At 68.8% G+C, this 24,801-nt stretch carries 27 protein-coding genes and 1 riboswitch; of the genes, 16 read left to right on the top strand and 11 right to left on the bottom strand.

Annotation, left to right across the window (positions count from 1 at the left end):
• The 3 genes from BST38_RS05300 to BST38_RS05310 are packed head-to-tail and all read left to right on the top strand — an operon-like array spanning position 1 to position 2,412.
• Complete coding sequence (locus BST38_RS05300) at positions 1–285, top strand: type VII secretion target (protein WP_181792098.1); 285 nt, start codon at positions 1–3, stop codon at positions 283–285.
• Positions 286–289: 4 nt separating this feature from the next.
• A complete protein-coding gene (locus BST38_RS05305; protein ID WP_083142217.1) occupies positions 290–1,654 on the top strand; it encodes a WXG100 family type VII secretion target in 1,365 nt (454 codons plus the stop codon).
• Positions 1,642–2,412: a hypothetical protein gene (locus BST38_RS05310; RefSeq protein ID WP_083142218.1), complete on the top strand. Its 771-nt coding sequence runs from the start codon at positions 1,642–1,644 to the stop codon at positions 2,410–2,412. The genes BST38_RS05305 and BST38_RS05310 overlap by 13 nt, the downstream gene beginning before the upstream one ends.
• Here the strand turns inward: BST38_RS05310 and BST38_RS05315 are convergent, their stop codons facing one another.
• From BST38_RS05315 to napA, 5 genes are read right to left on the bottom strand one after another with little or no spacing between them, the layout of a single operon-like run.
• Positions 2,413–3,045, bottom strand: a complete 633-nt coding sequence (locus BST38_RS05315; protein WP_083142219.1) for an LON peptidase substrate-binding domain-containing protein — start codon at positions 3,043–3,045, stop codon at positions 2,413–2,415.
• 1 nt (position 3,046) lies between these two features.
• A complete protein-coding gene (locus BST38_RS05320) occupies positions 3,047–4,189 on the bottom strand; it encodes a glutamate--cysteine ligase (protein ID WP_083142220.1) in 1,143 nt (380 codons plus the stop codon).
• Positions 4,170–4,880, bottom strand: a complete 711-nt coding sequence (gene sodC / locus BST38_RS05325; RefSeq protein ID WP_083142221.1) for a superoxide dismutase[Cu-Zn] — start codon at positions 4,878–4,880, stop codon at positions 4,170–4,172. Before sodC ends, BST38_RS05320 begins: the two co-directional genes overlap by 20 nt.
• 10 nt (positions 4,881–4,890) lie before the next feature.
• The gene (locus tag BST38_RS05330; protein WP_083142222.1) at positions 4,891–5,346 is read right to left on the bottom strand and encodes a LytR C-terminal domain-containing protein; all 456 of its coding nucleotides are present in this window, start codon (positions 5,344–5,346) and stop codon (positions 4,891–4,893) included.
• A 41-nt stretch (positions 5,347–5,387) separates the two neighbouring features.
• Positions 5,388–5,696 carry a nucleoid-associated protein NapA gene (napA, locus tag BST38_RS05335; RefSeq protein WP_011778008.1) on the bottom strand — a complete coding sequence of 103 codons (309 nt, stop codon included), beginning with the start codon at positions 5,694–5,696 and terminating at the stop codon, positions 5,388–5,390.
• Between the two features lie 149 nt (positions 5,697–5,845).
• On the opposite strand from napA, the gene BST38_RS05340 reads away from it, so the two are divergent.
• From BST38_RS05340 to BST38_RS05350, 3 genes are read left to right on the top strand one after another with little or no spacing between them, the layout of a single operon-like run.
• The gene (locus BST38_RS05340) at positions 5,846–6,439 is read left to right on the top strand and encodes a peptide deformylase (RefSeq protein WP_083142223.1); all 594 of its coding nucleotides are present in this window, start codon (positions 5,846–5,848) and stop codon (positions 6,437–6,439) included.
• Positions 6,440–6,442: 3 nt separating this feature from the next.
• Positions 6,443–7,342: an N-acetylglutamate synthase, CG3035 family gene (locus BST38_RS05345; protein ID WP_083142224.1), complete on the top strand. Its 900-nt coding sequence runs from the start codon at positions 6,443–6,445 to the stop codon at positions 7,340–7,342.
• Between the two features lie 5 nt (positions 7,343–7,347).
• The gene (locus BST38_RS05350) at positions 7,348–8,166 is read left to right on the top strand and encodes an exodeoxyribonuclease III (RefSeq protein WP_083142225.1); all 819 of its coding nucleotides are present in this window, start codon (positions 7,348–7,350) and stop codon (positions 8,164–8,166) included.
• A 44-nt stretch (positions 8,167–8,210) separates the two neighbouring features.
• Here the strand turns inward: BST38_RS05350 and BST38_RS05355 are convergent, their stop codons facing one another.
• Positions 8,211–8,525, bottom strand: a complete 315-nt coding sequence (locus BST38_RS05355; protein WP_420872523.1) for a hypothetical protein — start codon at positions 8,523–8,525, stop codon at positions 8,211–8,213.
• A 203-nt stretch (positions 8,526–8,728) separates the two neighbouring features.
• On the opposite strand from BST38_RS05355, the gene BST38_RS05360 reads away from it, so the two are divergent.
• Both BST38_RS05360 and BST38_RS05365 read left to right on the top strand, forming a co-directional pair.
• Positions 8,729–10,372 (top strand): HNH endonuclease signature motif containing protein, encoded by a 1,644-nt coding sequence (locus BST38_RS05360; RefSeq protein ID WP_083142226.1) that lies wholly within the window; start codon positions 8,729–8,731, stop codon positions 10,370–10,372.
• Positions 10,373–10,382: 10 nt separating this feature from the next.
• Entirely contained in the window at positions 10,383–10,763 is a 381-nt protein-coding gene (locus tag BST38_RS05365; protein ID WP_083142227.1) for a DUF7715 family protein, read from the top strand.
• Here the strand turns inward: BST38_RS05365 and BST38_RS05370 are convergent.
• A complete protein-coding gene (locus BST38_RS05370) occupies positions 10,760–12,487 on the bottom strand; it encodes an MFS transporter (protein ID WP_083142433.1) in 1,728 nt (575 codons plus the stop codon). The two genes, BST38_RS05365 and BST38_RS05370, sit on opposite strands and share 4 nt — an antisense overlap.
• A gap of 97 nt (positions 12,488–12,584) precedes the next feature.
• Positions 12,585–12,694: riboswitch (TPP riboswitch) on the top strand.
• On the opposite strand from BST38_RS05370, the gene thiD reads away from it, so the two are divergent.
• The 5 genes from thiD (at position 12,687) to BST38_RS05395 (ending at position 16,707) form a co-directional block, all read left to right on the top strand.
• Positions 12,687–13,532: a bifunctional hydroxymethylpyrimidine kinase/phosphomethylpyrimidine kinase gene (thiD, locus tag BST38_RS05375; RefSeq protein WP_083142228.1), complete on the top strand. Its 846-nt coding sequence runs from the start codon at positions 12,687–12,689 to the stop codon at positions 13,530–13,532. Its footprint overlaps the riboswitch before it by 8 nt.
• On the top strand, positions 13,529–14,152 hold the full coding sequence (locus tag BST38_RS05380) for an alpha/beta hydrolase family protein (protein WP_083142229.1): 624 nt from the start codon (positions 13,529–13,531) through the stop codon (positions 14,150–14,152). Before thiD ends, BST38_RS05380 begins: the two co-directional genes overlap by 4 nt.
• A 14-nt stretch (positions 14,153–14,166) precedes the next feature.
• Positions 14,167–14,895 carry a DUF4190 domain-containing protein gene (locus tag BST38_RS05385; RefSeq protein WP_083142230.1) on the top strand — a complete coding sequence of 243 codons (729 nt, stop codon included), beginning with the start codon at positions 14,167–14,169 and terminating at the stop codon, positions 14,893–14,895.
• Between the two features lie 45 nt (positions 14,896–14,940).
• Positions 14,941–16,431 (top strand): flavin-containing monooxygenase, encoded by a 1,491-nt coding sequence (locus tag BST38_RS05390; protein ID WP_083142231.1) that lies wholly within the window; start codon positions 14,941–14,943, stop codon positions 16,429–16,431.
• Between the two features lie 9 nt (positions 16,432–16,440).
• Positions 16,441–16,707, top strand: coding sequence for a DoxX-related protein (locus tag BST38_RS05395; RefSeq protein WP_083142232.1), 267 nt, complete (start codon positions 16,441–16,443; stop codon positions 16,705–16,707).
• On the opposite strand, the gene BST38_RS05400 is transcribed toward BST38_RS05395, so the two are convergent.
• Entirely contained in the window at positions 16,674–17,900 is a 1,227-nt protein-coding gene (locus tag BST38_RS05400; protein ID WP_110781652.1) for a TetR/AcrR family transcriptional regulator, read from the bottom strand. The genes BST38_RS05395 and BST38_RS05400 overlap by 34 nt on opposite strands.
• A 22-nt stretch (positions 17,901–17,922) precedes the next feature.
• Here BST38_RS05400 and BST38_RS05405 point away from each other — a divergent pair, with 22 nt between their 5' ends.
• Genes BST38_RS05405 through BST38_RS05415 form a run of 3 tightly spaced genes read left to right on the top strand, consistent with a single transcriptional unit; the run spans position 17,923 to position 20,880 of the window.
• Complete coding sequence (locus BST38_RS05405) at positions 17,923–19,185, top strand: APC family permease (protein ID WP_420872522.1); 1,263 nt, start codon at positions 17,923–17,925, stop codon at positions 19,183–19,185.
• A gap of 7 nt (positions 19,186–19,192) precedes the next feature.
• A complete protein-coding gene (locus BST38_RS05410) occupies positions 19,193–20,482 on the top strand; it encodes a uracil-xanthine permease family protein (protein WP_110781514.1) in 1,290 nt (429 codons plus the stop codon).
• Between the two features lie 47 nt (positions 20,483–20,529).
• Positions 20,530–20,880 carry a cupin domain-containing protein gene (locus BST38_RS05415; RefSeq protein WP_237160674.1) on the top strand — a complete coding sequence of 117 codons (351 nt, stop codon included), beginning with the start codon at positions 20,530–20,532 and terminating at the stop codon, positions 20,878–20,880.
• 19 nt (positions 20,881–20,899) lie between these two features.
• On the opposite strand, the gene BST38_RS05420 is transcribed toward BST38_RS05415, so the two are convergent.
• From BST38_RS05420 to BST38_RS05430, 3 genes are read right to left on the bottom strand one after another with little or no spacing between them, the layout of a single operon-like run.
• Positions 20,900–22,366: a M28 family metallopeptidase gene (locus BST38_RS05420; protein WP_083142234.1), complete on the bottom strand. Its 1,467-nt coding sequence runs from the start codon at positions 22,364–22,366 to the stop codon at positions 20,900–20,902.
• Positions 22,363–23,865, bottom strand: coding sequence for a M28 family metallopeptidase (locus BST38_RS05425; protein ID WP_083142437.1), 1,503 nt, complete (start codon positions 23,863–23,865; stop codon positions 22,363–22,365). Before BST38_RS05425 ends, BST38_RS05420 begins: the two co-directional genes overlap by 4 nt.
• 13 nt (positions 23,866–23,878) lie before the next feature.
• Positions 23,879–24,790, bottom strand: coding sequence for an alpha/beta fold hydrolase (locus BST38_RS05430; protein WP_083142235.1), 912 nt, complete (start codon positions 24,788–24,790; stop codon positions 23,879–23,881).
• Positions 24,791–24,801 lie beyond the last annotated feature (11 nt).

Here is a 24,801-nt window from a genome sequence, read left to right on the forward strand (position 1 = left end):
TTGACGGTGGATCCGGACATCCTGCGGGCCTTCGCGGGCCAGGTGGACACCGCCTCGACGCTGATCGCCGAGGGTGACGCCGGCGCGAAGGTGGCGACGGCGGCCGACGGGTTACCCGGGTCGACGACGCAGTGGGCCGCGCGCCTGGTCGGGATCCATGCCGGCGAGCAGGCGGCCGCGCTCGCGGCGAACATCGGCAGGATCGGTGCCGCGGTGCGCGGGTCCGCCGGTGATTACGAGGTCACCGACGCCGATCTGGCGAAGAACTTCGAGGGCATCTTCTGACGCCGTGCTTCCCTCTCGTTCGCGCCTGGAATCGTGGAATCCCGACTCGTTGTCCTTCACCGGTCCCGCCGTCGAGGCGGCCGGCGACGCCGTCGAACTGTCGGTCGGGCGCATCGACGTGAACCTGCGGCAGATGCCGGAGACACGGAGTTGGGCGGGCACCGCGCACGACGCCGCGACCGACATGCTGGGTCGCGCGCACACATCGGCCGAGAAGTTCCGCGACCACCTCTCGTCGATCGCCGGTGCGCTGATCGAAGGCGCGAACACTCTCGGGGCCGCACGGCGCGCCCTGCTCGACAGAGCGGATCAGATCGACGCGGGCCCACTGAACGTGTCGGAGGGTTGGGCGGTGCTGATCGACCCCGGCGCCCAGTCGGGCGAACAGATCGCCGAGCTGATGGAGTTGGTCGTGACCGAGCAGGCGGCCGTGAACGATCTTCTGGTCGCCGTCGGTGACGCCGACGCCGCACTGGCCGACAACCTCATGGCCGCCGCCGAGGCCTTCGGTTTCACGCCACCACCCGCCGAGGGCCTGCCCGGCATGCTGGCACCGCACGCCCGGCGGCCGGCCGACGACGTCCCGAGCCCTCGGGATCCACTCGGCCTGCTGCAGCAGGACACCGTGCGCACCGAGGCCATGGCCACCACGGTGCGCGAAACACAGTCCGGCTACAACGACGACGGTCACTTCGAGAAGACGATGATCATGCAGGACGGCAGCAAGATCCGGATGACGGAGCACGAGTACGACTACGCGCACGGCGTGCCCGACATGGTGAAGGAAGAGCATTTCGACGCCAACGGCCAACTGATGTCGTGGACGACGTCCAGCCGCACCCCGGGCGGATACGAGAACACGACGATGAACTGGGCCGACGGCTCGCAGTACGTCGTCGACCGCACCCCCGACGGTGTCGTCACCGGCCACTTCAACCTTCCGGATGGCCGCCGGGTGCTGCTCGATCCCGACAGTCCGCTGCTGACCACTGTTCCCGCCCGCATCGGCGACGTCATGACCGGCCTCGACGCGCACATCGCGCACGGCGGACGGATCCCGATGCTGTCGATGGACAACGTGGAGAAGCTCGGCGCCGGCGCCAAGTACGGCGGGGCGGCGCTGGGCACGATGTCGGCGATGTACGACTTCCTTCGGGCGGCGACACCCGAGGACAAATGCGTCTCGGTGTTCGCGGGCACGTTCGGATTTGCCGGCAACGCTCTCGGCGGTGCCGGGGGTGCGGCGGTCGGTGCGCCGATACCGCTTCCCGGCACCACCGCGGCAGGGGCCATCACCGGTGCGCTGGTGATCGGCGGATTGTTCACGCAGGCGGGAACCAAGGTCGGGGAGGTGCTGTGCGGCAGCTAGACAACGCTCCACCGCCGCCGCACTGGCGCCCGAACCTCACCGCGTGGACGTGGGTGGGCGTGGCGGTGTTCGTCGTCGGGACGGTCTACTGCGTGGTGCAGGCCGCGACGTCGGTGGCGCACGGCTCGGCATTGGGGGCGCTGATCGCGGGGGGTCTCGCGGTGACGTGCGCGGGCGCGATGGCGGCATTGGCGGTGACCTTCACCGTCTCCGCTGTCCGATACCGCGAGTCGGGTGGCTCCGCGACGACCCTGCGGGTCCATCCCGCGATCGCGGTCCTCTACGGCATCGCGCTCGCCGGCGCGGTGCCGGCTTCATCGCTCTACCTGATCTTCTCGGCCCGCGAGTCGGTCCGGATGTTGTTCGGCGGCGGCATGGTCGTCCGTTTTCTGATGGCCGCACTGCTGGGCCTCTCGCTGCTGGGGCTGATCGGTCTGGTCCGGTCCCGCGAACCCGGACGTCTGCGGCTGACCGCGACCGGAGTCCAGCACGCCACGTTCCTCGGAACCCGTTCGGCGCGCTGGGATCAGATCACCGACATCGCCGATACCGCGGGCAATCGCGCCGTGAATCCGATCGTGCTGGCCGTCCGGGACGCCAAGCCCATCGTGGTGTCGAACGCCGATCGCTACGGGGACGGTGGTCCGGCGGTGTACTGGATGGTGCGCCACTACTGGCGGCACCCGCAGGACCGCGGGGAACTCGCCGACGGCCGAGCGATGCAACGGCTTGCCGCCGTACAGTTCACGACCGACTGATCACTCCGAGAGCTGGAACTCGACCATCGCGATGATGGTGTCGACCGCCTCGGACAACGCCGTCACCCGGTCGGCGACGGTCGGTGCGGCCAGGATCGCGTACCGGTCGGCCTGCCCCATCGGAAGCCGGTTCGTCAACGCGTACAACCACTGTGCGGCGTCGCCGGACGCGTCGGCGCCGAGGATGATGTCGCGGGCGTTGACCTGCGCGCCGCGGGCGGCGGCGATGCGCTCGAACAATCCGACGATCCGTTCCTCGATGTCGCGGATCGCGTCGACGTCGACGGCGGGCCCGGGCTGGTCGGGCCACACGTCGATCACCGCCCGGGGATACGGATCGTCCGGCAGCCATTCGAGCACCCGGATACGCTCCCCCAGCTGACATTTCAACCGGTAGCGGCCGCTGCCGGTCTCTGCGTACTCGGCGATGCGGGCCAGCACCCCGACGTCGCTGCGGGTGTCACCGCCGCCGACCTCGCGCCCCGCCGCGATCATCACCACGCCGAACACCGGCTCGTCACCGGCCAGGCAGGCCCGCACCAGCGCGGTGTATCTCGGCTCGAAGATCCGCAGCGGAAGTTCCTCACCGGGCAGCGTCGCCACCTCGAGCGGGAACATCGGCAGGGTCGGCACGCTAGAGCACCAACTCGCTCACCAGAGCATCGACGACGGCGCGCAGGTCGCCGTCGTGTTCCTCGGCGACGCGGCGCTGCCGTTGGTACGACGCCCCGTTGTGGTAGATGTCGGGCACCCGGGCGAGCTCGTCGACGCAGCCCAGCCGCTTGGCGACGGGTTGCAGCCGCTCGAGCAGATCGTCGAGGTCATCGGTGACGAGCCGCTCGTTGCTGTCGGCGTCGAGGATGATGATCGCGTCGAGGCCGTAACGTGCTGCGCGCCACTTGTTCTCCTGCACATGCCACGGCGGCATCACCGGCAGCGAATCGCCGGCCTCGATCCGGCGGTCCAGGTCGACGATCAGGCAGTGGGTCAGCGCGACCAGCGCGGAGAGCTCGTGCAGGTTGGAGACGCCGTCGAAGATCCGGACCTCGATGGTACCGAGATGCGGGGACGGCCTGATGTCCCAGCGGATCTCGTTCATGTGGTCGATGATCCCGGTCTTCTTCTGATCGCTGACGAAGCGTTCCCATTCCCGCCATTCCTGGAAGTGGAACGGCAATCCGGCCGTCGGCAACTGCTGGAACATCATGGCGCGGTTGCTCGCATAGCCGGTGTCCTCACCGTCCCAGAACGGCGAGGACGCCGACAGCGCCAGCAGGTGCGGGTACTGGTGCAGCAGCGACGTGATGATCGGCATGACCTTGTGCGCCGACGAGACGCCGACGTGCACATGCACGCCCCAGATCGTCATCTGCCTGCCCCACCACTGGGTGCGCTTGATCAGCTCGGCGTAGCGCGGCGCATCGGTCAGCTTCTGCGCCGACCAGTCCGCGAACGGATGGGTACCCGCGCAGAACAACTCCATGCCGCGCTGGCGCACGACCTCGCGCACCGGGCGCAGGGTCGAGGCGAGGTCTTCCATCGCCTGACCCGAGTTCTCGCAGATGCCCGTCACCACCTCGACGGTGTTACGCAGCAATTCCTTGTGCACATGCGGGTTCTCGCCGATCTCGGCGATGACGGACGCGGCCTCGTTGCTGAGGTCCCTGGTCTCGGCGTCGACGAGAGCGAACTCCCATTCGACGCCGACGGTCGGACGTACCGACCCTTTGAAATCGATACGGCTGCTTGCGTTTCCGTCAGGAACCGGTGATGACACCGCAGGCCACCCGCGCTCCGGCGTCGCCGGTCGCCAGGGTGTTCTGATCCGGCGGCGGCGCACCGTCGACCTGCTGGTAGCGCTCCGGCGGGATGTTGGCGAAGTTGTCCGGCTTCTCGTGGATGATGATCGCGGTGCCCGCACCGTCGAGCAGATCCTCAGCGGTGAACGCATCCGTCGTCGTCACCAGCATGGCCGAACCGTCCTCACGCACCTGCAGCGATGACAGGTCGCCGCTGGCGGGGTGGCCGCTGTGGCCCGGCACCTGGAAATGCCCACCGGCGGAGTTGAAGTTCGCGGGAGCACCGCCGGTCGGGGCGACCGAGTTGGCCTCGCACTTGCCCACCGAGTGGATGTGCATGCCGTGGAATCCCGGTTCCAGCTGGCCGCTTCCGGTGGTCTCGACGGTCACGGTGGCGTAACCGTCGGAGAACACGATTTCGGCGTTGGCGACCGTGGTGCCGTCAGCCAGGTTGAGTTCGGCGGTCAGGGTTTCCCCACCGGTCTGACCGGAGCCGCCTCCGTGCCCGGATCCGTGCTCGCCGGGCGCCGCGGACGGCGACGGCGAACCGGTCCACACCTGGGGTGTGGTGCCCGGAGAATCCGAAGGCACTTCTCCCGGAGGGGCGCACGCACTCAACACAAGCGCGGGCACTGCAAACAACGTGGCGGCAGCGACGGACCTGAGCATGTGCAAGAGCCTAACCGGTGACCAGTACGACCACGCCCGGTGGCTGCTCTATGAGCTCCGGCACCCTCGGTGCGACCGGTGCCTGCAGCAGTCGGCCGACCTCTTCGGCGGCTTCCTGCTCACCCTCGGTCTCGCCGAAGTACACCGTGGTGACGGTGACTTCCGGCACCACAAGGTTGCCGACCTCGGTGACATCCCACTTGTCGTCACGCAGCCGCGTGGCGGTGGATTCCGCGGCGCCGGGGATCTCGGAGATGTTGAACACGCGGACCTCGGGGCGCGCCGGCTCGGGCGGCGCCGACGGGGTCGTCGTGGTCGTGGTCGTGACGGTGGTCGCGGCCGTCGACGAGTCGTCGTCGGAACCGCTCAACGCCTGGAACCCGACGAGCAGGAACACCACGCCGAGGAACAGCAACACCATGACGATGGCACGTAGGGGCAGTCCCGAAGACTCTCGCTGGTTCATCGGCGCCTACTGTATCGCGGGCCGGCGCCCGGCCCGGTGACCTAAGTGACGTCGAAGCCGAGTCGACGCGCGGCCCGGGCCTTCTGCCTGCTGGCCCGCAGCCTGCGCAGCCGCTTCACCAGCATCGGGTCCGCGGCCAGCGCCTCGGGCCGGTCCACCAGGGCATTGAGCACCTGGTAGTAGCGGGTCGCCGACATGGAGAACAACTCCTTGATGGCGTCTTCCTTGGACCCGGCGTACTTCCACCACTGGCGCTCGAACGCCAAGATGTCGTGCTCGCGACGGGTCAGACCGTCGGTGGGCTCGGTGTCGTCCCCAGAACGCTCAGCCCGCGCGATGGCGCCGTCCATATCGCTACTTGGACCCTTCCGGAAATCGAAATGACATAGATGTGGTTTCGGCGAGTATTCAATCACGGTTGGGTCACGCGCATCGTCACAAACGCCGCGAGTCGGCAGCCGAAAGCGCCGCGTGAGCGGTGCCGCCTAAGCTTTCCGGCATGGCCGTCAGACCGATCTGCATCGTCGGAGATCCCGTCCTGCACACCCCGACCGAACCCGTGCCCGTCGGGCCGGACGGTTCGCTGCCCGCCGAGATCGCAGACCTGATCCAGGACATGTACGACACGATGGACGCCGCCAACGGAGTCGGGTTGGCCGCCAACCAGATCGGGGTGAACAAGCGGCTCTTCGTCTACGACTGCGCCGACTCGCGCAAGAAGACAAGCCGCCGCCGCGGCGTCGTCGTCAACCCGGTGCTGGAGACCTCGGAGATCCCCGAGACCATGCCCGACCCCGATGACGACGACGAGGGCTGCCTGTCGGTGCCCGGCGAATCGTTCCCGACCGGCCGGGCCGACTGGGCGCGGGTGACGGGGCTGGATGCCGACGGGAACGAGATCGTCCTCGAGGGCACCGATCTGTTCGCGCGGATGCTGCAGCACGAGACCGGCCATCTCGACGGCTTCCTGTACCTGGACCGGTTGATCGGCCGCAACGCCCGTGCGGCGAAGAAGGCCGTCAAGTCGAACGGCTGGGGTGTCCCCGGGCTGACCTGGATGCCCGGTGAGGATCCCGATCCGTTCGGGCACTGACCGGTGATCGAGCTGCCCGAGGTCGGGACCCGGGTCAGCCTGCGGTATCGGCTGCCGACCGACACCGACCGGCCGATGACCGACGTGGTCGGCCACATCGTCGACCCGAGTGACGACGCCGGCGACGTGGTCCGCATCAAGACCCGCCGCGGTGACATCGTCGACGTCGTCCGCGAGGATGTGCTGGCGGTTCGCGTGGTCCCGGAGATGCCGGTGCGCACCGGGGAGATCCGCAACCTGGAACACGCCGCGGCGCTGGGGTGGCCGGGCACCGAACACCAGTGGCTGGGCGGCTGGTTGCTGCGGCACGGACGCGGTGTCACGCGGCGCGCCAATTCCGCGGTGCCGCTGCAGTATTCGTCGTTCTCGGAGATCGCGCAGGTGGCCGACTGGTACCGGGCCCGCGGTCTGCCTGCGCTGATCTCGGCCCCGGACCGGCTGTTGCGGCTGCCCGACACAACGCCGACCGACGCCGAGAACCTGGTCATGACAGCCGATATCGCACCGTCCGGGGAAATCCCGGTTTCGCAGACCCCCGACGACGCGTGGCTCGGCATCTATCAACGCGACGTACCCGTCGACGTCCTGACCGCGGTGGTCGACGGCGAGGTCGGCTTCGGCATGCTCGACGGGGCGGCGGTCGGCCGGGTGGCGGTGACGGAGGCGCCCGACGGCACCAGGTGGGCGGGCGTGTCCGCGGTCCGGGTGGACGAGAGCGCACGGCGACAAGGGCTGGCACGAACGCTCTGCGACGGCCTGCTGACATGGGCGCATCAGCGCGGTGCGACACGTTGCTATGTCCAGGTGGTCGACGAAAACACCGGGGCCCGTGCGCTTTACGAGAAGATGGGCTTTGTGGTCCATCACCGGTCGCGGTACGTGCGCGCCGAGGACCTACTGTAGGGCCCATGCGTCTGGCTACCTGGAACGTCAACTCGATCCGTGCCCGCGTCGACCGCGTCACCGACTGGCTCGAGCGCGCCGACGTCGACGTGCTGGCGATGCAGGAGACGAAGTGTTCCGACGACCAGTTCCCGACAATGCCGTTCGCGGCGCTGGGCTACGAGGTGGTGCACTGCGGGTTCAGCCAGTGGAACGGGGTCGCGATCGCCTCTCGGGTGGGAATCGACGCTGTCGAGGTCGGTTTCGACGGCCAGCCGACATGGGGTGACAAGCCCGAGGTGGAGGCGGCCGCCGAGGCGCGCGCGTTGGGCGCCACGTGCGGCGGAGTCCGGGTGTGGAGCCTCTACGTACCGAACGGGCGCACGGTGGATGCGCCGCACTACGCCTATAAGTTGGAATGGCTTGCCGCGCTGCGTGACACGGCCGCATCATGGCTGTCGGCCGACCCCACCGCGCCGATCGCACTCGTCGGCGACTGGAACATCGCCCCGTTCGATGACGACGTGTGGGACATCTCGCTGTTCCAGGAGAGCACACATGTGACCCCGCGGGAGCGGGACGCGTTCAACGCGATCGTCGACGCCGGATTCACCGACGTGGTAAGACCTTTCACGCCCGGACCGGGGACGTTCACCTATTGGGACTACACACAGTTGCGGTTCCCGAAGAACCGCGGCATGCGCATCGACTTCATCTTGGGGTCCCCGGCCTTCGCGTCCCGCGTCACGCACGCGGAGATCGCCCGCGACGAGCGCAAGACGGGCAAGAACCGGGTCGGGACCCCGAGCGATCACGCGCCGGTCGTGGTGGATCTGGACCTCTGAGAAAGGGGCGCCCCGAAGGACGCCCCTTTCGTCACGCTCGCCGGTCAGCGGACGTTGACGTAGTACACGTAGCCGGTGATCGTGTTCTGGTAGGTGCGGTCGTTGCGGAAGTCCCGCACGGTGTCGCGGATCGCCGGCCCCCGGTTGACGCCGACGACGCTGGCCTCCCGGAGCGGGGTGTCCGACAGCCGGTGCACGATCACGCGATGACCTTCGCGCTCCAGCGCAGCGATGGTCGCCTGCGCGTCCGAACCCGTCGGAGCTGCCGCGGCCGGTGCCGCCAGACCCACCACAGCGGCCGACAGAGCTGCTACGGCTGCGGCTGCGATGTTGAACTTCTGGATGTTGAACTTCTTCACTTTCTTTTCCTGCCCTTCCCTGCGGCGGCGAGTCGGAGCCGTGGAGCGTGTCACGCGGTTTCGACTTACGGTGGTGCTCGATCTTGATGATCTGCCCTGCTAAACCAGCAGTTCAGCCGGATAATTCCGGTGGCAGGAATTGATCGTCGGGTGGCAGAACTACGACGGTGGAACTTGTCGGCGGTGTCACTATACTCGAACACATGTTCGATGAATCGTTGCCGGGGCCCGACACCGTGGCCACCCTCGACGACGCCGAGCTTTGCGCCGCCATCGCGGGCTGGGCCGCCACGTCGGCGGCCGCCGACGCCCGAAAACTCGCCGCGATCGCCGAACTGCACCGCCGCGCCACCACGGGTCTGCTGCGCGAACGCGACGCCGTCGACGACACCGATGCCGCAGCCGCCCAGATCAGCTGCGCCCTGACCATCAGCCACGGCAACGCCCTGGCCATGATCGACCTCGCCACCACCCTGCGCGACAGGCTCCCCCAAACCGCGGCCCGCTACCTCGCCGGCCAGATCAGCCCCACCCTGATCACCACCATCGCCTATCGCACCTTCCTGGTCACCCCCACCGCCCTTCCCGCCATCGACACCGCCATCGCCGAACGCGCCCACCGCTGGGGCACCCTGACCCGACACCAACTCAGCACCGCCATCGACACCTGGATCCACCGCCACGACCCCGACGCCGTCCGACGCACCCGCAACGCGATGCGCGGGCGCTACTTCACCATCGACACCCAACCCCGCGCCGGCACCGACCCCGCCGCCGGCACCGTCACCGTCCACGGCCGGCTCACCGGACCCGACGCCGCCCTCGCCCGAGCCCGCCAAGCCGAAATGCAAGCCCACCTCTGCCCGGATGACCCCCGCACCCAAGACCAACGCAACGCCGATGCCGCGGGCGCCTCACTGGCCGGATTCCACCTCCTGGCCTGCGCCTGCGACAACCCCGACTGCCCCGGCAAAACCGGCGACGGCTACGCCTCCCACATCACCATCCACGTCCTGACCGACCCCGAGAGCCTGTACGCCGAACCCGACCCCCACTACCACGGCCACACCCCGCCGGCCAGCCGCGACGAACACACCTCACCCGAACCCGAGGAAGCGGCGCCGAAACCCGCGCCCACCCCGAAACCCCCAGCGCCGGTCCAGGACCGCCCAGCCGTCATCGCCGGGGGCGGCATCGTGCCCGCACCCCTGTTGGCCGAACTCATCGCCCGCGGCGCCACCATCCGGCTCATCAACCCCGACACCCTGACCACCGAACCCCGCTACCGTCCCTCGACCGCCCTGGACCGCTTCATCCGCACCCGCGACATGACCTGCCGCTTCCCCGGCTGCGACCGCCCCGCCACCCGCACCGACATCGACCACACCACCCCCTGGCCCAGCGGAGCCACCCACCCGGCCAACACCAAGTGCTACTGCCGCCTGCACCACCTGATCAAAACCTTCCTGCCCGGCTGGGCCGACACCCAACATCCAGACGGCGCCATCACCATCACGACTCCCACCGGAACACGGTGCACCACAAAACCTCTCAGCACCCTGCTGTTTCCCAACTGGCGCACCACCACCCCACCACCAACACCAACAGACCAACCCAGCCCACCGACCACACCCGGCCGGCACCTCAAAATGCCCACCCGCCGACACACCCGCACCCACAACCGCGCCACCTACATCACCCGCGAACGCCGACTCAACAACACCGAACGCAAAGCCGAACACCGCCGCCGCACAATCCAACCCACACCCGGAGCCAGCCCGAGACCCAACACCTTCGACACCCCCGACCACCCACCCGACTACGGCAACGACCCACCACCGTTCTGAGGAGGAAGAGATGAAGATCCTTGTGGCGACCGGACATACCCAGGGAATACACCCCGGCGACTACCACTACTGCATCGAGCGGGAGCTGGTGTGGATCCAGGAACCGTGCGGACGCGACCTGCGCGATCCCGAGGGCCCGTGCGGGTGCGGCCGCGGATTCGCCGGCGCCGCATCACATCGGGCCACCACCACCGCCATGGTGGTGGAGTCCGAGATGACCAGGGACGACATGGTTCTGGCGTTTCAGACCAGCCTCGAGGACGGCGGATGGCCACCGGAATGGGCCGAGGACGTCACCGATGAGAACCTCGACATCGCGGCGCGTCTGCCTGCCGGGGCGATCATCACGCGGAAGCTGGAGAGCTTCTTCGTGCGCGGGGCGATGTTCTAGGCGTCCTCGAGGACTTCGGAATAGCGGCCGGGATTGAATAGCGAGGCGATCATTCCGAGCACCATCATGATCGCCGCGGCGACGAACACCACCACCAGTCCGGAGTGGAAGGGCTCGGTGATCAGATTGGGGAAGAACGTCTGCCCGGTCAACACCTCGGCGTTGACGCCGGGCTGCTGCAGCGCGTGATACGGCTCCAGCAGTTCGGCGATCGGGTTGTAGCCCAGGAACGCCGCGAACAAGCTCCCGACCGGCGGCAGGTCCGCGACCTGGCGGGCGACGTCAGCCGAAACGCCTTGCGCCTGAAGCCCCGTGCTCAACGCCGTCGGCAACGTGTTGGCCAGACCGACGATCATCAGCGAGAAGAAGATGCCGATCGACAGCGAGGAGCCCGCGTTGAAGAACGTCGCGCGCACCCCGGACGCGGCGCCACGCTCCGACGCCGGGACACTCGACATGATCGCCGCGGTGTTCGGCGCGGTGAAGATGCCGCCGCCGACGCCGTTCAGAAAGATCAGCAGCGCGAAGATCCAGTAGTCGAAGTCCACCGGGATCAACACCAGCGCGATGAACGACGCGGCCATCAACGCCATCCCGCCCACCGTCAGCGGCCGTGCGCCGTAACGGTCCGACAGCCACCCGGCGACCGGCCCGGCAAGCAGGAAGCCGATCGTGATCGGCAGCATGTAGATCGCCGACCACAGCGGTGTCGCCTCGAAGTCGTAGCCGCGCAGCGGAAGCCAGATCCCCTGCAGCCAGATGATCAGCATGAACTGCAGGCCGCCGCGTCCCATCGACGACATCAGCCCCGCGAAGTTGCCCATGCCGAACGCCGTCGAGCGGAACAACCGCATGTTCACCATCGGTTGCGCGACACGCAGCTCGACGACACAGAACACCGCCAGCAGCGCGAACCCCGCGATGATCGCACCGAGCACCCACGGATTGGTCCATCCGGTGGTCGACTCCCGGTAGGGCTGGATGCCGTAGGTGATCCCGATCAGCAGGACGGTCAATCCGATCCCGAAGGTCAGCGTGCCCGCCCAGTCCAGTCTGCCCGGCGTGCGCACCCCGATCTCGCGCAGCGAGCGCATGCTCCAAACGGTGCCCGCCAGACCGATCGGCACCCCGACCCAGAAGATCGCCTGCCAGTGCCATTCCGACAGCACGCCGCCGATCAGCAACCCGAGGAACGAGCCGGCCACCGCCGCAACCATGTTGACGCCCAGAGCCATCCCGCGTTGGTTCGCGGGGAACGCGTCGGTCAGGATCGCCGACGACGACGCCATCAGCATCGCCCCGCCGAAACCCTGCACCACCCGCCACGCGATCAACCAGATCGCTCCGCCGTCGAGATTGAACGGGTCGAACGACAGCGCGATCGCGGCCAGGGTGAACACCGCGAAGCCGATGTTGTAGATGCGGACCCGGCCGAACATGTCCCCGAGACGGCCGAACGGCACCACCAGCACCGCCGTCACCACCAGGTAGCCCATCAGCATCCACAGCAGGTAGCTGATGTTCGACGCCGACAACGGATTGAGGCCGATGCCGCGGAAGATGGCAGGCAACGAGATCAACACGATCGACGCGTTCACCGTCGCGAGCAGCGTCCCCAGCGTCGTATTCGACAGGACGATCCACTTGTAGTGCGGGTGGTCGGCATCGAAACGGCGCCGCACCGCAGAAGATGTGGCCTTCGTACCGGCCTGGGTCTCCGTCATCGCATTCACCTCGCCCATAGAAAACATATATTAGCTATGTAAATCATCTGGCCGCAATTCGGGATTTCGCGGGCTCCGGTGCTGCGCTAGCGTGGCTAACCGACCACACGGGAGCGCGTGCCGAGCGCGCTGAGAGGACGGGTAGGCCCGTCGACCGTACGAACCTGACCGGGTAATGCCGGCGTAGGGAGAACGAGAGATGACCGAAGGCACCTATCTGCCGTTGAGCCTGACCGGCCAGACCCCGCTGCGGGTGCTGACCATCGCCGGATCCGACTCCGGCGGCGGCGCCGGGATTCAGGCCGACATGCGCACCTTCGCGCTGCTGGGTATCCACAGCCTCGTCGCCGTCACCGCCGTCACCGTCCAGAACTCCTTGGGCGTCAAGGGCTTTCACGAGATGCCGCTCGACGTCGTCGGCGGCCAGATCGAGGCCGTCGCCTCCGACATCGGCATCCACGCCGCCAAGACCGGCATGCTCGCGTCCTCGGCCATCATCGAAACCATCGCCGACGTCTGGATCGGCCAGGGCCTCGACGGCACAGTGCCGCTGATCGTGGACCCGGTGTGCGCATCCATGCACGGTGACCCACTGCTGCACCCCGATGCGCTCGCCGCGCTGAAGGAGAAGCTGTTCCCGCTGGCCACCCTCGTCACCCCCAACCTCGACGAGGTCAAGCTGCTCGTCGGCATCGACGTCGTGGACGAGGAATCCCAGCGCGAGGCCGCCCGCGCACTGCACGCCCTCGGCCCGAAATGGTCGCTGGTCAAGGGCGGGCACCTGCGGAGGTCGGCGCAGAGCCCCGACCTGCTGTTCGACGGCACCGAGTTCCACCGGTTCGACACCACCCGTATCGACACCGTCCACGACCACGGCGCCGGTGACACCCTGGCCGCGGCGGCCGCGAGCGCTCTCGCACACGGCTACTCGATGCCCGATGCGGTCGGCTTCGCCAAACGCTGGGTCACCGAATGCCTGCGCGCCGCGTATCCGCTGGGTCAGGGGCACGGTCCGGTGTCGGCGATGTTCCGATTGCCGTCATGACCCTCCCGGAGATCCCCGAGATCGCGGGCGTCCTGCATCGCCCCGACGCGGCCCCGCGGGGTGTCGTCGCGCTGACCCACGGCGCCGGCGGCAGCCGCGAATCCCCGATGCTGGTCGCGCTGTGCGAGGAATGGGCCCGGCGCGGCTGGCTCGCCGTGCGCTACAACCTGCCCTACCGCAGGCGCAGGCCGAAGGGTCCGCCCTCGAACTCCGCGGCGACCGACATGGCCGGCATCGTCGAGGCGGTCGCCACGGTGCGCGGCCTCGCCGACGGACCCGTCATCGCCGGCGGCCATTCCTACGGGGGACGGCTCACGTCGATGGCTGTCGCCGACGGGCTCGAGCTCGACGTGCTGACGCTGTTCTCCTACCCGCTGCACCCGCCCGGCAAGCCGGAACGGGCCCGCACCGAACACCTGCCCCGGATCACGGTGCCGACGGTGTTCACCCATGGCACCGCCGACCCGTTCGGCACGCCCGAGGAGATCCGGGCCGCGGTCGCGCTGGTCGGCGCGCCCACCGAAATCGTCGAGGTGACCGGCGCGCGGCACGACCTCGGATCCAAGAAGCTCGATGTGCCCGCGCTCGCCGTCGACGCCGCACTTCGCCGCCTCGGCTGAGCTACTGTCGCAGCGTGACCGTGCCACCTGGGCCACCTGGGCCACCGGCTGATCCACCCTACGGGCAGCCCCAGTGGGGGCAGCCCCAGTACGGTCAGCCCGGCCCCGGTCAACCCGCATATGGCCAGCCCTATCCTCCGCCGCCACCGCTGCCCTACCCCGACGATCCCGGGCAGCATCCGTACGCCCCGGCGCGGCGGACCAACTGGTGGGCCGTGGTCGCGCTGATCTTCGGCGCCATCGGCGGGGTCCTGGTGGGTTTCGTCTGCGGCGTCGTCGGCCTGATCAAGGCCAAGCAGTACGGCAGCGGCCGCAACATGGCGATCGGAGCGCTCGTGCTGTCGGCAGTGTGGACGGTCGGGCTGCTGATCTTCGTGGTCGCGGTCGTCAACAGCGACCGCGTCACCGCGACCGACGTCGAGGTCGGCGACTGCCTCGCCGAGATCCCCGACGGCGAACGGGTACTGACGGTCAAGACGATCAGCTGTGACGAGCCGCATGCCGGCGAGGTGTTCGCCGTGCTGACCATGCCGGGCGGCGATTTCCCCGGCCAGGAGGTCGTCGAGGCCTATCACGAACGGTGCAGCCCGGAGCTGGTGTCGTACTCGCCACAGTCGATGCTCGACGACTCCGTGCAGCTCTACGTGCTCTACCCGACGAAGGAGACCTGGGACAACGGCGACCGCGCTGTGACCTGCATCGCCACCCTGGATCCGCCCCGTACCGGCTCGATCCGGGGCTAACCTCGCGATTCCGGCTTCTACCGGTACCTCGGGTACCGTTTGCGCATGACTTCGGAGCGGTTCGACGCGGTCATCGTGGGTGCAGGATTCGCGGGAATCGGCGCGGCGATCCAATTCAAGCGGATGGGGATCGACGACTTCGTCATCCTGGACCGCGAGGACGATCTCGGTGGCACGTGGTACGTCAACCACTACCCCGGGCTGGCGGTCGACGTGCCGACCACCACTTACTCGTACTTCTTCGAGCCCAACCCGAACTGGTCGCGGCTGTTCGCCACCGGCGACGAGATCAAGCAGTACTGCGATGACGTCGCCGACAAGTACGACGTGCGCCGCCATATCCGCTTCGGCGTGACCGTCGAGGGCGCGCGCTGGGACGACGACGCCAAGCTGTGGCGGGTCGGCCTCGCCGACGGCACGACGCTGTCGGCCCGGTATCTGGTGACCGCCACCGGGTTCCTGTCCCAACCTCGGATGCCCGAGATCCCGGGCATCACCGAATTCGCGGGCCGGGTCATCCACACCACCGCCTGGGATGACTCCTACGACCCTGGCGGGGAACGGATCGCCGTCATCGGCACCGGCGCGACCGCGGTGCAGCTGATCCCCGAACTGGCGAAGACCGCGGGTGAGCTCACGGTCTACCAGCGCACCCCGATCTGGGTCGCGCCGAAGCTCGACGTCCGCATCTCCGAGCGCACCAAGCGGGTCTTCGCCCGGATGCCGTGGACTCAGCGCATCATCCGTGCGATCACCGACAACATCTACGAGACGATGATCAACGTCGGCGTGGTGCACTACCGCGTCCCGTTCTTCCGCCGGCTGAACATCTCCGCGATGGACCTGTGCAAGATCAACCAGTTCATCCAGGTCCGCGACAAGGATCTGCGCCGCCGCCTGACACCGGACTACGACATCGGCTGCAAGCGACCGACGTTCTCCAACAGCTACTTCCGCACGTTCACCAAACCGCACGTGCATCTGCAGAGCGACGGCATCGACCACGTCACCGCCGACGGCATCGTCAACACCGACGGCACCAAGACCGTGATCGACACCTTGGTGCTGGCCACCGGTTTCGACCTGTGGGAGGCCAACTTCCCGGCCATCGAGGTGATCGGCCGTGACGGCCGCAACCTCGGAAAGTGGTGGCGGGAGAACAGGTTCCAAGCCTACCAGGGCGTGTCGATGCCCTCGTTCCCGAACTATCTGAGCCTGGCCAGTCCGTATGCGTTCCTGGGGTTGAACTTCTTCAACACCATGGAGTACCAGATGCGGCTGATGGACCGGCTTTTCGGCGAGCTCCGGCACCGCGGCGCCACCACGTTCGAGGTCACCGAGCAGGCCAACACCGCCTACCTCGACCGGATGACCGAACTCCTCGGCGACTCACTCTGGACGCTCGGCAACTGCGCGTCGTCGCGGTCCTACTACTTCAACCCGCACGGCGAACCGAGCCTGCTGCGGCCGATGTCGACGCAGGACGCCATCACCGAAGCATCGACATTCCCGCTCAGCGACTACTCTTTCGTCTAAGATCCGCCTGTGCCCAAAGAGAATTCACGTGCAGCCACCGTCGCAGGCCTGGCGCTTGCCGGAACCGGCCTGTCCCACTTCGTCGCGCCCCAGATCTACGACGATCTGACCAAGTCGGCGTTCCCGACCAACACCCGGCAGCACGTGTACATCGACGGTGCCATCGAGACCGCGGTCGGCCTCGGCATCGCGTCGGCGAAGACCCGCAAGTGGGCGCTGATCGGCTTGGCGGCGTACGGGGTCTACATGCTGGGCAACGTCGCCCGTAACCGGTAGCCGCCGAGCAGCACCGCATCCATCAGGCGCTGCACGATCTGACGGGCCTCGTCGGATCGTGCGTCGCCGACGAGCCGTCCGAGATCGATCACCAGCGACGACGCGGCGTACACGGCGAAGCGCGCCTCGGCCGGCGTCCACTCCGGGCGTACCGCGACCACGAGCTCGACCCACGATTCGAGCGTCGCGCGTTGCAGGCCCCTGATGATCCGCTGGTCGGCGGGGGTCATGTTGAGCCGTTCGCTGTAGTAGACGCGTTCGAGCTCGGGCTGACCGAAGGCGCGTGCGATGTAGGCGTCGGTCACCGCGGCCAACGCGTCCGCGGGGTCGGGGACCGACGCGATGATCGCCGCCAGCGCGGCCGACATCCGGTCTGAGGCGCGCCGGAAGATCGCGGCCAGGATGTCGCTCTTGCCCGAGAAGTACTTGTAGATCCCGGAAGCCGGAATCCCGACCGCCGACGCGATCTGTTCCATGCTTGTGTCGCGGTAGCCGTTGTGCGCGAACAGACGGATCGATTCGGTCAGCAGCGCTTCGTATTTCGACGTCTCCACGGTGAAGCGCACCGGGTCCTGCGGCGCCGGGGCGTCCGCCACATTCGTCGGTAGCTCGACGGCGGCGACCGCCCTGCAGATCTGCTGCATCACCCGATGCACCTGTGCGGCGGGGAGTTTGGCCCGGTGATCGACGACGCTGCCGACCACGGAAAGCAGGGCTGTCGTCAGCGTGACGAGCTGCGGGTGCGCGAGTTCGGGCCGCAGCATCGACAGCGGGCCGCGGAGGCGGCGGTGCACGGTGCGCACCTGATCGAGCAGCGCCACCTGGTCGTCGCCGCGCAGGTACCTGCCTTCCCACCGGTACAGCCCGCCGGAACTGCGGTTCGCCAGCGCGATGTCGGTCAGCGCCGCGACCAGCCCGTCGAGGACGGTCTGCGGATCGTCGCCGCCGATGTCGGCGGTGCCGTCGACCAGTTGCTGGCCCAGGTTGAGCACCGCGCCGCGGAACAGTTCGTACTTGCCCGCGTAATGGCGGTAGAGGGCGGGCGCGGAGATGCCCACCCGCGACGCGATCAGCTCCATACTCACGCCGTTGTAGCCCAGCTCGCTGAACGCCTCGGCCGACGCACGCGCTATCTGAGCTTTTCGGTCCTTCGGCCGACGCCTGATGCCGATCTCGTCGGCGGATCGCCCCACCCGCACACGATATCGTGGGCCCGTGAACACGGCCGACGAGTCGGTACTGCACCGCCGACTGGGCACGTTCGACACCGTCACCCTCGGCCTCGGGTCGATGATCGGGGCGGGGATCTTCGTCGCGCTCGCCCCGGCGGCGGCGGCCGCCGGCAGCGGCCTGCTGATCGCTCTGGGCCTGGCCGCGGTGGTCGCGGTGTGCAATGCGATGTCCTCGGCTCGGCTGGCGGCGCGCTACCCGCAGTCCGGGGGCACCTATGTGTACGGCCGCGAACGCCTGGGGCCGTTCTGGGGCCACACCGCGGGCTGGAGCTTCGTCGTCGGCAAGACCGCGTCGTGTGCGGCGATGGCGCTGACCATCGGTTACTACGTGTGGCCGGGCCACGCCCATGCGGTGGCCGTCGGATGCGTCGTCGCGCTGACCGCCGTCAGCTGTGCCGGCGTGCAGCGCTCGGCGACGCTGACCAGGATCATCGTCGCGGCGGTGCTGGGCGTGCTCGCGATGGTCGTGGTGTTGATCCTCGGGTTCGGCGGCGCCGACGCGTCGCGGCTGGCGCTCGGCGCGGATGTCACCGCGTACGGCGTGCTGCAGGCCGCCGGGCTGCTGTTCTTCGCGTTCGCCGGCTACGCGCGGATCGCGACGCTGGGTGAGGAGGTGCGCGACCCGGCGCGGACGATCCCGCGGGCAGTCGCGCTGGCACTGGCGATCGCGCTGGCCGTGTACGCGGTGGTCGCGGTGGCCGTGCTGGCCCAACTCGGCGCGGCGGGGCTGGCGTCGTCGCACGCCGCGCTCTCGGATGCCGTGCGCGCCGCCGGGTTCCCCGCGGTCACACCGCTGGTCGCCGCCGCGGCGGCGCTGGCCGCGCTGGGCGCCCTGCTGGCGCTGCTGCTGGGGGTGTCGCGGACGGCGCTGGCGATGGCCCGCGACCGATATCTGCCGCACGCCCTGGCCGCGGTCCATCCACGGACCGGCACACCACAGCGGGCCGAACTGACCGTCGGCGCCGTGGTCGCGGTCGTGGCGGCCGTCGGGGACGTCCGCGGCGCGATCGGCTTCTCGTCGTTCGGGGTGCTGCTGTACTACGCGGTCGCGAACGCATCGGCCTGGACGTTGACCGCGACGCTCGGCGCGCGGTTGGTGCCCGCTGTCGGGCTCACCGGCTGCCTGGTGCTCGCGTTCACCCTGCCGCCGGTGTCGGTGGCCGCCGGGGCGGTGGTGGTGGTGCTCGGCATGCTCGCCTACGCGGTGCGCGGGTGGACTGGCGGCGCCGCGCGCCGTGGTGTGTAGTTCTCCCGTGGCTCTCACCTGGAACCGTGTTGATTCGAAGTCCGATCCAGATTTCGTCGTCGCGCCCGACGAGCGGCTGAGCTGGCCGAGCACCATCGGCCTGGGCGCCCAGCACGTGGTCGCGATGTTCGGCGCGACATTCCTGGTCCCGGTGCTCACCGGCTTCCCGCCCGCCACCACGCTGTTGTTCTCCGGCGTCGGCACCATCCTGTTCCTGCTGATCACGGGCAACCGGCTGCCCAGCTACCTGGGCTCCAGCTTCTCGGTGATCGCACCGGTCACCGCGGCGACGGCGTCGAACGGCATGGGCAGTGCGCTCGGCGGGATCATCGCGGTCGGCGTGCTGCTGATCCTGATCGGCGCCGTCGTGCACGTGGCGGGCACCCGCTGGATCGACATCACGCTGCCGCCGGTGGTTACCGGCGCGATCGTCGCGCTGATCGGGTTCAACCTGGCACCCGCGGCGAAGAACAACTTCGAGCAGGGCCCGCTGATCGGGTTCGTGACGCTGGTGCTGCTGGTCGCGGTGCTCGCCGCGTTCCGTGGGCTGGTCGGCCGGTTGGCGATCTTCCTCGCCGTCGCGGCCGGCTATCTGCTGGCGCTGTTCATGGGCGAGGTCGACACCTCGGGCATCAAGGCCGCGGCCTGGATCGGGTTGCCCGAGTTCCACTCTCCGACGTTCTCGTTGTCGGTGCTTCCGCTGTTCCTGCCCGCGGTGATCGCGCTCGTCGCCGAGAACATCGGCCACGTGAAGTCCGTGGGACAGATGACAAAGCGCGACATGGATCCGCTGACCGGCCGAGCGCTGGCGGCCGACGGAGTGGCGACGACGCTGGCCGGTTTCGGCGGCGGGTCCGCGACGACGACGTACGCCGAGAACATCGGCGTGATGGCCGCGACGCGGGTGTATTCGACCGCCCCGTACTGGATCGCCGCGATCGTCGCGGTCCTGCTGTCGTTGTGCCCCAAGGTCGGCGCGGTGATCGCCGCGGTCCCCGCGGGGGTGCTCGGCGGAGCGACGGTGGTGCTCTACGGTCTCGTCGGCATCATCGGGATCCGGATCTGGCTGACCAACCACGTCGACTTCGCCAAGCCGGTCAACCAGATGACCGCGGCCATCCCGCTGATCATCGGCATCGCCGACTTCACCTGGAGTGCGGGCGATCTGACGTTCACCGGGATCGCGCTGGGCTCGATCGCCGCGCTGGCGATCTACCACGGTATGCGGCTGCTGGGCCTGCGGCCGGGTCGAGAAGAGCCGACGGACCGCGATTCAGCACCTGCCGCGCCACAATGACGCGCTGGTGAACTTGCTCCGAACACACTCTACGAGAGGATATTTCGATGATGACCCCTGCCGTGCTCACCACTCTGCTGCCCGGCGCCGCCGAGGCCGAACTGGAGGACTGGGGGCCGCTCAAGGAGGCCACCGGCGATGCCATGACGGTGCACGGTCTGGAGTTGTGGGTCGACGGTGCGAAGTCGGCGGGGATCTGGCAGGTGACCCCGGGTCCGTCGTACTGGTGCCAGGACGAGCACGAGGTCATCTACGTGCTGTCCGGCAGAATGACCGTCACTCCGGACGGCGGTGAGCCGCTGGAGGTGAAAGCCGGTGACATCGCGGTGTTTCCGCTGGGATGGTCCGGCACCTGGGTCATCCACGAGACACTGCGAAAGGTGTATGTCGTCTTCTAGATCTTCGTCACCCGGGTGGCTAGGGCGTACGCCGGTCCCGCTGGTCCCGCGCCGGAACCCCGTTGACGCCGTCGATCGACTGCGCGTAGGTCCCGACGGCGTACGCCGCCGCCGACGCCATGATCCCGAGCGCGTCGCGGTCGACGTTATCGATGTTGTCCAGCCGGGTGTGATAGTTCGGGTCGAAGGGTGCGCCGGCCTTTCCGCCCCAGAGCCGTGCCTGCACCTCGGTCTTGCGCTGGGACGATCCTGAGGTCAGACCGCCGACCGGGATGCCCGCGGCCAGGAACGGCGCGTAGTCGGTGGTGCGCGCCAGCGGGATGTCGGCCGGACGCACCCCGGCGAGGTTCAGGATCCCGGCCAGCGTCCGTTCGATTCCGGCCGAACCCTCGGGCACCGCACGGACATTCGGCTCGGCCTGGGCCGACTGGTCGCCGTCGTCGGTGAAGTAGCCCGCGTTCGGTGAACCCAGCATGTCGAAGTTCAGGTACAGCGCGATGTCGTCGAGTTGGTCCGGGCTCAGCGAACGCAGATACTTCGTCGAGCCGTCCATCGCGATCTCCTCGGCGCCCCAGAACGCGAACCGCACCGCGTTGGTGGTGGTCTGCGGCTGCGCGCCGAGCTGCAGGGCGGTCTCGAGTACCGCGGCCACCCCGGAACCGTTGTCGTTGATCCCGGGGCCGGACTGCACGCTGTCAAGGTGCGCGCCGACCACCACCACGTTGCCGGTGTCGCCGGTCGCGGTCTGCGCGATCACGTTTCGTGACGTGCTCATCACGGGTTTGTTGTCCAGCACCAGGGTTACCGGCGCCTCGGTCCGCCGCAGCGCGGCATCCGCGCTGGGGTCGATGACGCCCACCGGGACCTTCAGGTCGTTGTAGTAGCCGGCGGTGAACAGCGTCGGCGGGGCCCCGACGGGTCGTGCCGGGGTGGCCTGGCTGACCACCAGGACGCCGACCGCGCCGCGGTCGACGGCCACCCGTTGCTTCTGCACGATCGAGCAGCCGTTGTCGTCGACCACGGCGATCGCGTCGTCGACATCGACGTCGCCGTAGTCGGCGGCCGCGCACCCGGCCGGCTTGCGGGGTCGCAGCGTGATCGCCTTGAGCCCACCGGGCGGCGTGGTGATCATCAGCGAGGCCTGCTCGACGCGGAACGTCCGGCCGGCCACCGTCAGCGCCGGCTTCCCCCCACGCGAACCCGACAGCCGCTCGAACTCGGGTGTCTGGACGTCGAACCCCTTGTCGCGCAGCAGTCCGGCCACATAGTCCACGCTGGCCTGAAAACCCGGGGAGCCGTCGGCGCGGTTTCCGTCGTTGGCATCGGCGATCTGCTGCAGCTTCTCCAGATGCCCGTAGACGGCGTCGACGGTGACCTTGCCTGCCAGTTCCGGACCCCACTGTGGCGGGGCGGGCTCCGGGGACGAGCAGGACGCCACCAGGGCGCCCACCGCGGCGAGCGTGACGGCGGTTCGGCGGGCGCTCACGACGCGGTCAACCGGTGCCGGGTGCGGTCTTCCCGCAGCGGGATTCCGTTGCGGCCCCGTTGGTCCTGCGCATAGAGGCCGGTGACATACGCGACGCCGCTGCCGTGGATCCCCAGTGCAGTGCGGTCGATGTGGTCGATGGTGTCGGAGGGCTTGTGATAGTTGGGATCGAACGGCTCGTCGGCCTGCCCACCCCACAGATCGGCCTCCTCGGCCGTCTTCTTCTCCTCGGCGCCGGAGAACAGGCCGCCGGCCGGGATCCCGGCCCTGGTGAACGCGTCGTAATCCGAGCGGCCGTCGAAATAGGTGTCCCGGCCCGGCTTTCCGGCCTTGTCGAGATAACCCATCAGGGTGCGTTCGATTCCGGCCGAGCCCTCCGGGATCCGCGGCACGGGCAGCCGGGGGTCCGGCGGTGCGGACTGGTTGCCGTCGTAGATGAAGTAGCCCGGGTTCGGGGAGCCCAGCATGTCGAAGTTCAGGTAGAGCGCGATGTCGCGCAGCGCGTCCTCGTCGAGCGATCCGACGTAGTTGCCCGACCCGATCAGGCCGTGTTCCTCGGCGCCCCAGAACCCGAACCGGACGGCGTTGCGCACGTCGGGCGAACCACCCAGCTGCAGTGCGGTTTCCAGCACCGCGGCCACCCCGGAACCGTTGTCGTTGATACCGGGGCCGTCGTCGACGCTGTCGAGGTGGGCGCCGAGCATGACCACGTCCTCGGTCGAGCCCGTGGTGGTCTGGGCGATCACGCTGCGGGTGTTCTCGACCCGCACGCCGGCGTTCAGGTTGAGCACCGCGCGGGCACCGGGCTGTTCACGCAACCGGTCCCCGGACGCCTTGCTGACACCGATGACGGGAATCTTGACGTCGGTGCCCCCGCCGAGGGTCCCGCCGGCCAGCTCGCCGCCGTCCTCGTTGTTGGCCACGATCAGCGCGACGGCACCGAGCTTGGCGGCGACGGCCTGTTTGCCGCCGAACGGGCACGAGCCCCGGTCGACCACCACGATGGCACCGTCGACCGGCAGCCCGTCGTAGTCGTCCTCGGTGCAGCCCGGCGTGTCCTCCGAGCGGGCGATGACCAGCGGGCCGGACACCCCGTCGGGCCCGGTACCGATCGTGAACACCATCGGGCGGGCCTCGAGCTTGGTGCCGGCGACGGTCAGCGACGGCTCGTCGGCCCACGGCAGTTTGACCTCGAACTCCGGGGTCTCGACATCGAACCCGTTGTCCCGCAGCGCGTCAGCGACGTAGTCGACGCTCGCGTCGTAACCGGCGGAGCCGAGTCCGCGGTTTCCGCCGTGCTCGTCGGCGATCTCCTGGAGTTTCGTCAGGTGGGCGAACATGGCGTCGACGGTGACCTTGCCGGACAACTCGTCGGCGAACGCGGCAGCGGCGGCCGGGTCCGGGTCGGTCTGCGGCACGGGCTTCGGGTCGCTACCGCCGGCGCACCCGCCGGCGGCCAGCACAGCGCACGCCAGCACCGCGGCGAGTCTTCTCGGGATCACGGCCACCACGTTAGCGTGGCGCCGGACGGGCACTCAGATAGTCGAGGACGGCACCGGCGGCGACCTGCGGACGTTCGATCTGCAGGAAGTGTCCCGCGTCCGGGACGAAGACCACCCGGCTGCCGGCAGGAAGGACGGATTCGATCGATTCGGCGTAGGCCGCCTCCATCGCCCCGTCCTGTTCGCCCTGCAGGTGCAGCATCGGCGCCCGGGGCGGGTCGAACACCCACTTGTGGAGATCGGCGTATCTCGCGAGCGGACGCGAGGGCCGCACCATCGCCCGGTAGTACCCGACCGCGGCCTGGCGGTGCGCCGGGCTGGGCAGCGCCGCCAGCGCGTCGTCGAGTTCGGCGTCGGTGTCGTATCCGCGCGGGCCCCAGTCCTGCCACAGCCGCGGGATGACGCGCGGGAGCAGCCGTTCCGGCAGCGCGGGCACCTGAAAGAACAGGATGTACCAGCTGTTGCGCAGCTGACGCGGCAGCAGGCGCAACTGGCGGCTGATCGGCCCGCGGGTCCTGCTGATCGCGCCGATCGGCGCGACAGCCATCGAAATATGCTCGGCGAACGGCGAATCCGGGTAGGCCGCCAGCCCGCTGACCGCGAACCCGCCCCAGTCGTGCCCGATCACCACCGCGTCGTCGGGGGCGCCCAGCCCGCGGTGCACGGCCAGCGCGTCGTACATCAGCGCCCCGATGTGGTAGTCGCCGTCGGGCGCGGGCCCGGTCGGCGCGTACCCGCGGGCGAACGGGGCGACCACCCGCAGGCCCCGCTCGGCGAGCAGCGGCGCGAACTTGCGCCAGCCCCATGCGCTGTCGGGGAACCCGTGCAGGCACAACACCAACCGACCGTCGGACGGCCCCCAGGACAGCGCGGTGATGTCCAGATGGGGCAGCGTGAAGGTGAGCGTCTGCGGGTCGGCCATGGGCAGCCATG

The sequence above is a fragment of the Mycolicibacterium parafortuitum genome (assembly GCF_002086815.1).
GTDB classification, from domain to species: Bacteria; Actinomycetota; Actinomycetes; order Mycobacteriales; family Mycobacteriaceae; genus Mycobacterium; species Mycobacterium parafortuitum.

Excerpts from the sequence above, each read along its gene's own strand:
- sodC (WP_083142221.1), bottom strand. The coding sequence starts at position 4,880 with ATGCTCAGGTCCGTCGCTGCCGCCACGTTGTTTGCAGTGCCCGCGCTT.
- BST38_RS05330 (WP_083142222.1), bottom strand. The coding sequence starts at position 5,346 with ATGAACCAGCGAGAGTCTTCGGGACTGCCCCTACGTGCCATCGTCATG.
- napA (WP_011778008.1), bottom strand. The coding sequence starts at position 5,696 with ATGGACGGCGCCATCGCGCGGGCTGAGCGTTCTGGGGACGACACCGAG.
- BST38_RS05340 (WP_083142223.1), top strand. The coding sequence starts at position 5,846 with ATGGCCGTCAGACCGATCTGCATCGTCGGAGATCCCGTCCTGCACACC.
- BST38_RS05350 (WP_083142225.1), top strand. The coding sequence starts at position 7,348 with ATGCGTCTGGCTACCTGGAACGTCAACTCGATCCGTGCCCGCGTCGAC.
- BST38_RS05360 (WP_083142226.1), top strand. The coding sequence starts at position 8,729 with ATGTTCGATGAATCGTTGCCGGGGCCCGACACCGTGGCCACCCTCGAC.
- BST38_RS05365 (WP_083142227.1), top strand. The coding sequence starts at position 10,383 with ATGAAGATCCTTGTGGCGACCGGACATACCCAGGGAATACACCCCGGC.
- BST38_RS05370 (WP_083142433.1), bottom strand. The coding sequence starts at position 12,487 with ATGACGGAGACCCAGGCCGGTACGAAGGCCACATCTTCTGCGGTGCGG.
- thiD (WP_083142228.1), top strand. The coding sequence starts at position 12,687 with ATGACCGAAGGCACCTATCTGCCGTTGAGCCTGACCGGCCAGACCCCG.
- BST38_RS05380 (WP_083142229.1), top strand. The coding sequence starts at position 13,529 with ATGACCCTCCCGGAGATCCCCGAGATCGCGGGCGTCCTGCATCGCCCC.
- BST38_RS05390 (WP_083142231.1), top strand. The coding sequence starts at position 14,941 with ATGACTTCGGAGCGGTTCGACGCGGTCATCGTGGGTGCAGGATTCGCG.
- BST38_RS05415 (WP_237160674.1), top strand. The coding sequence starts at position 20,530 with ATGATGACCCCTGCCGTGCTCACCACTCTGCTGCCCGGCGCCGCCGAG.
- BST38_RS05430 (WP_083142235.1), bottom strand. The coding sequence starts at position 24,790 with ATGGCCGACCCGCAGACGCTCACCTTCACGCTGCCCCATCTGGACATC.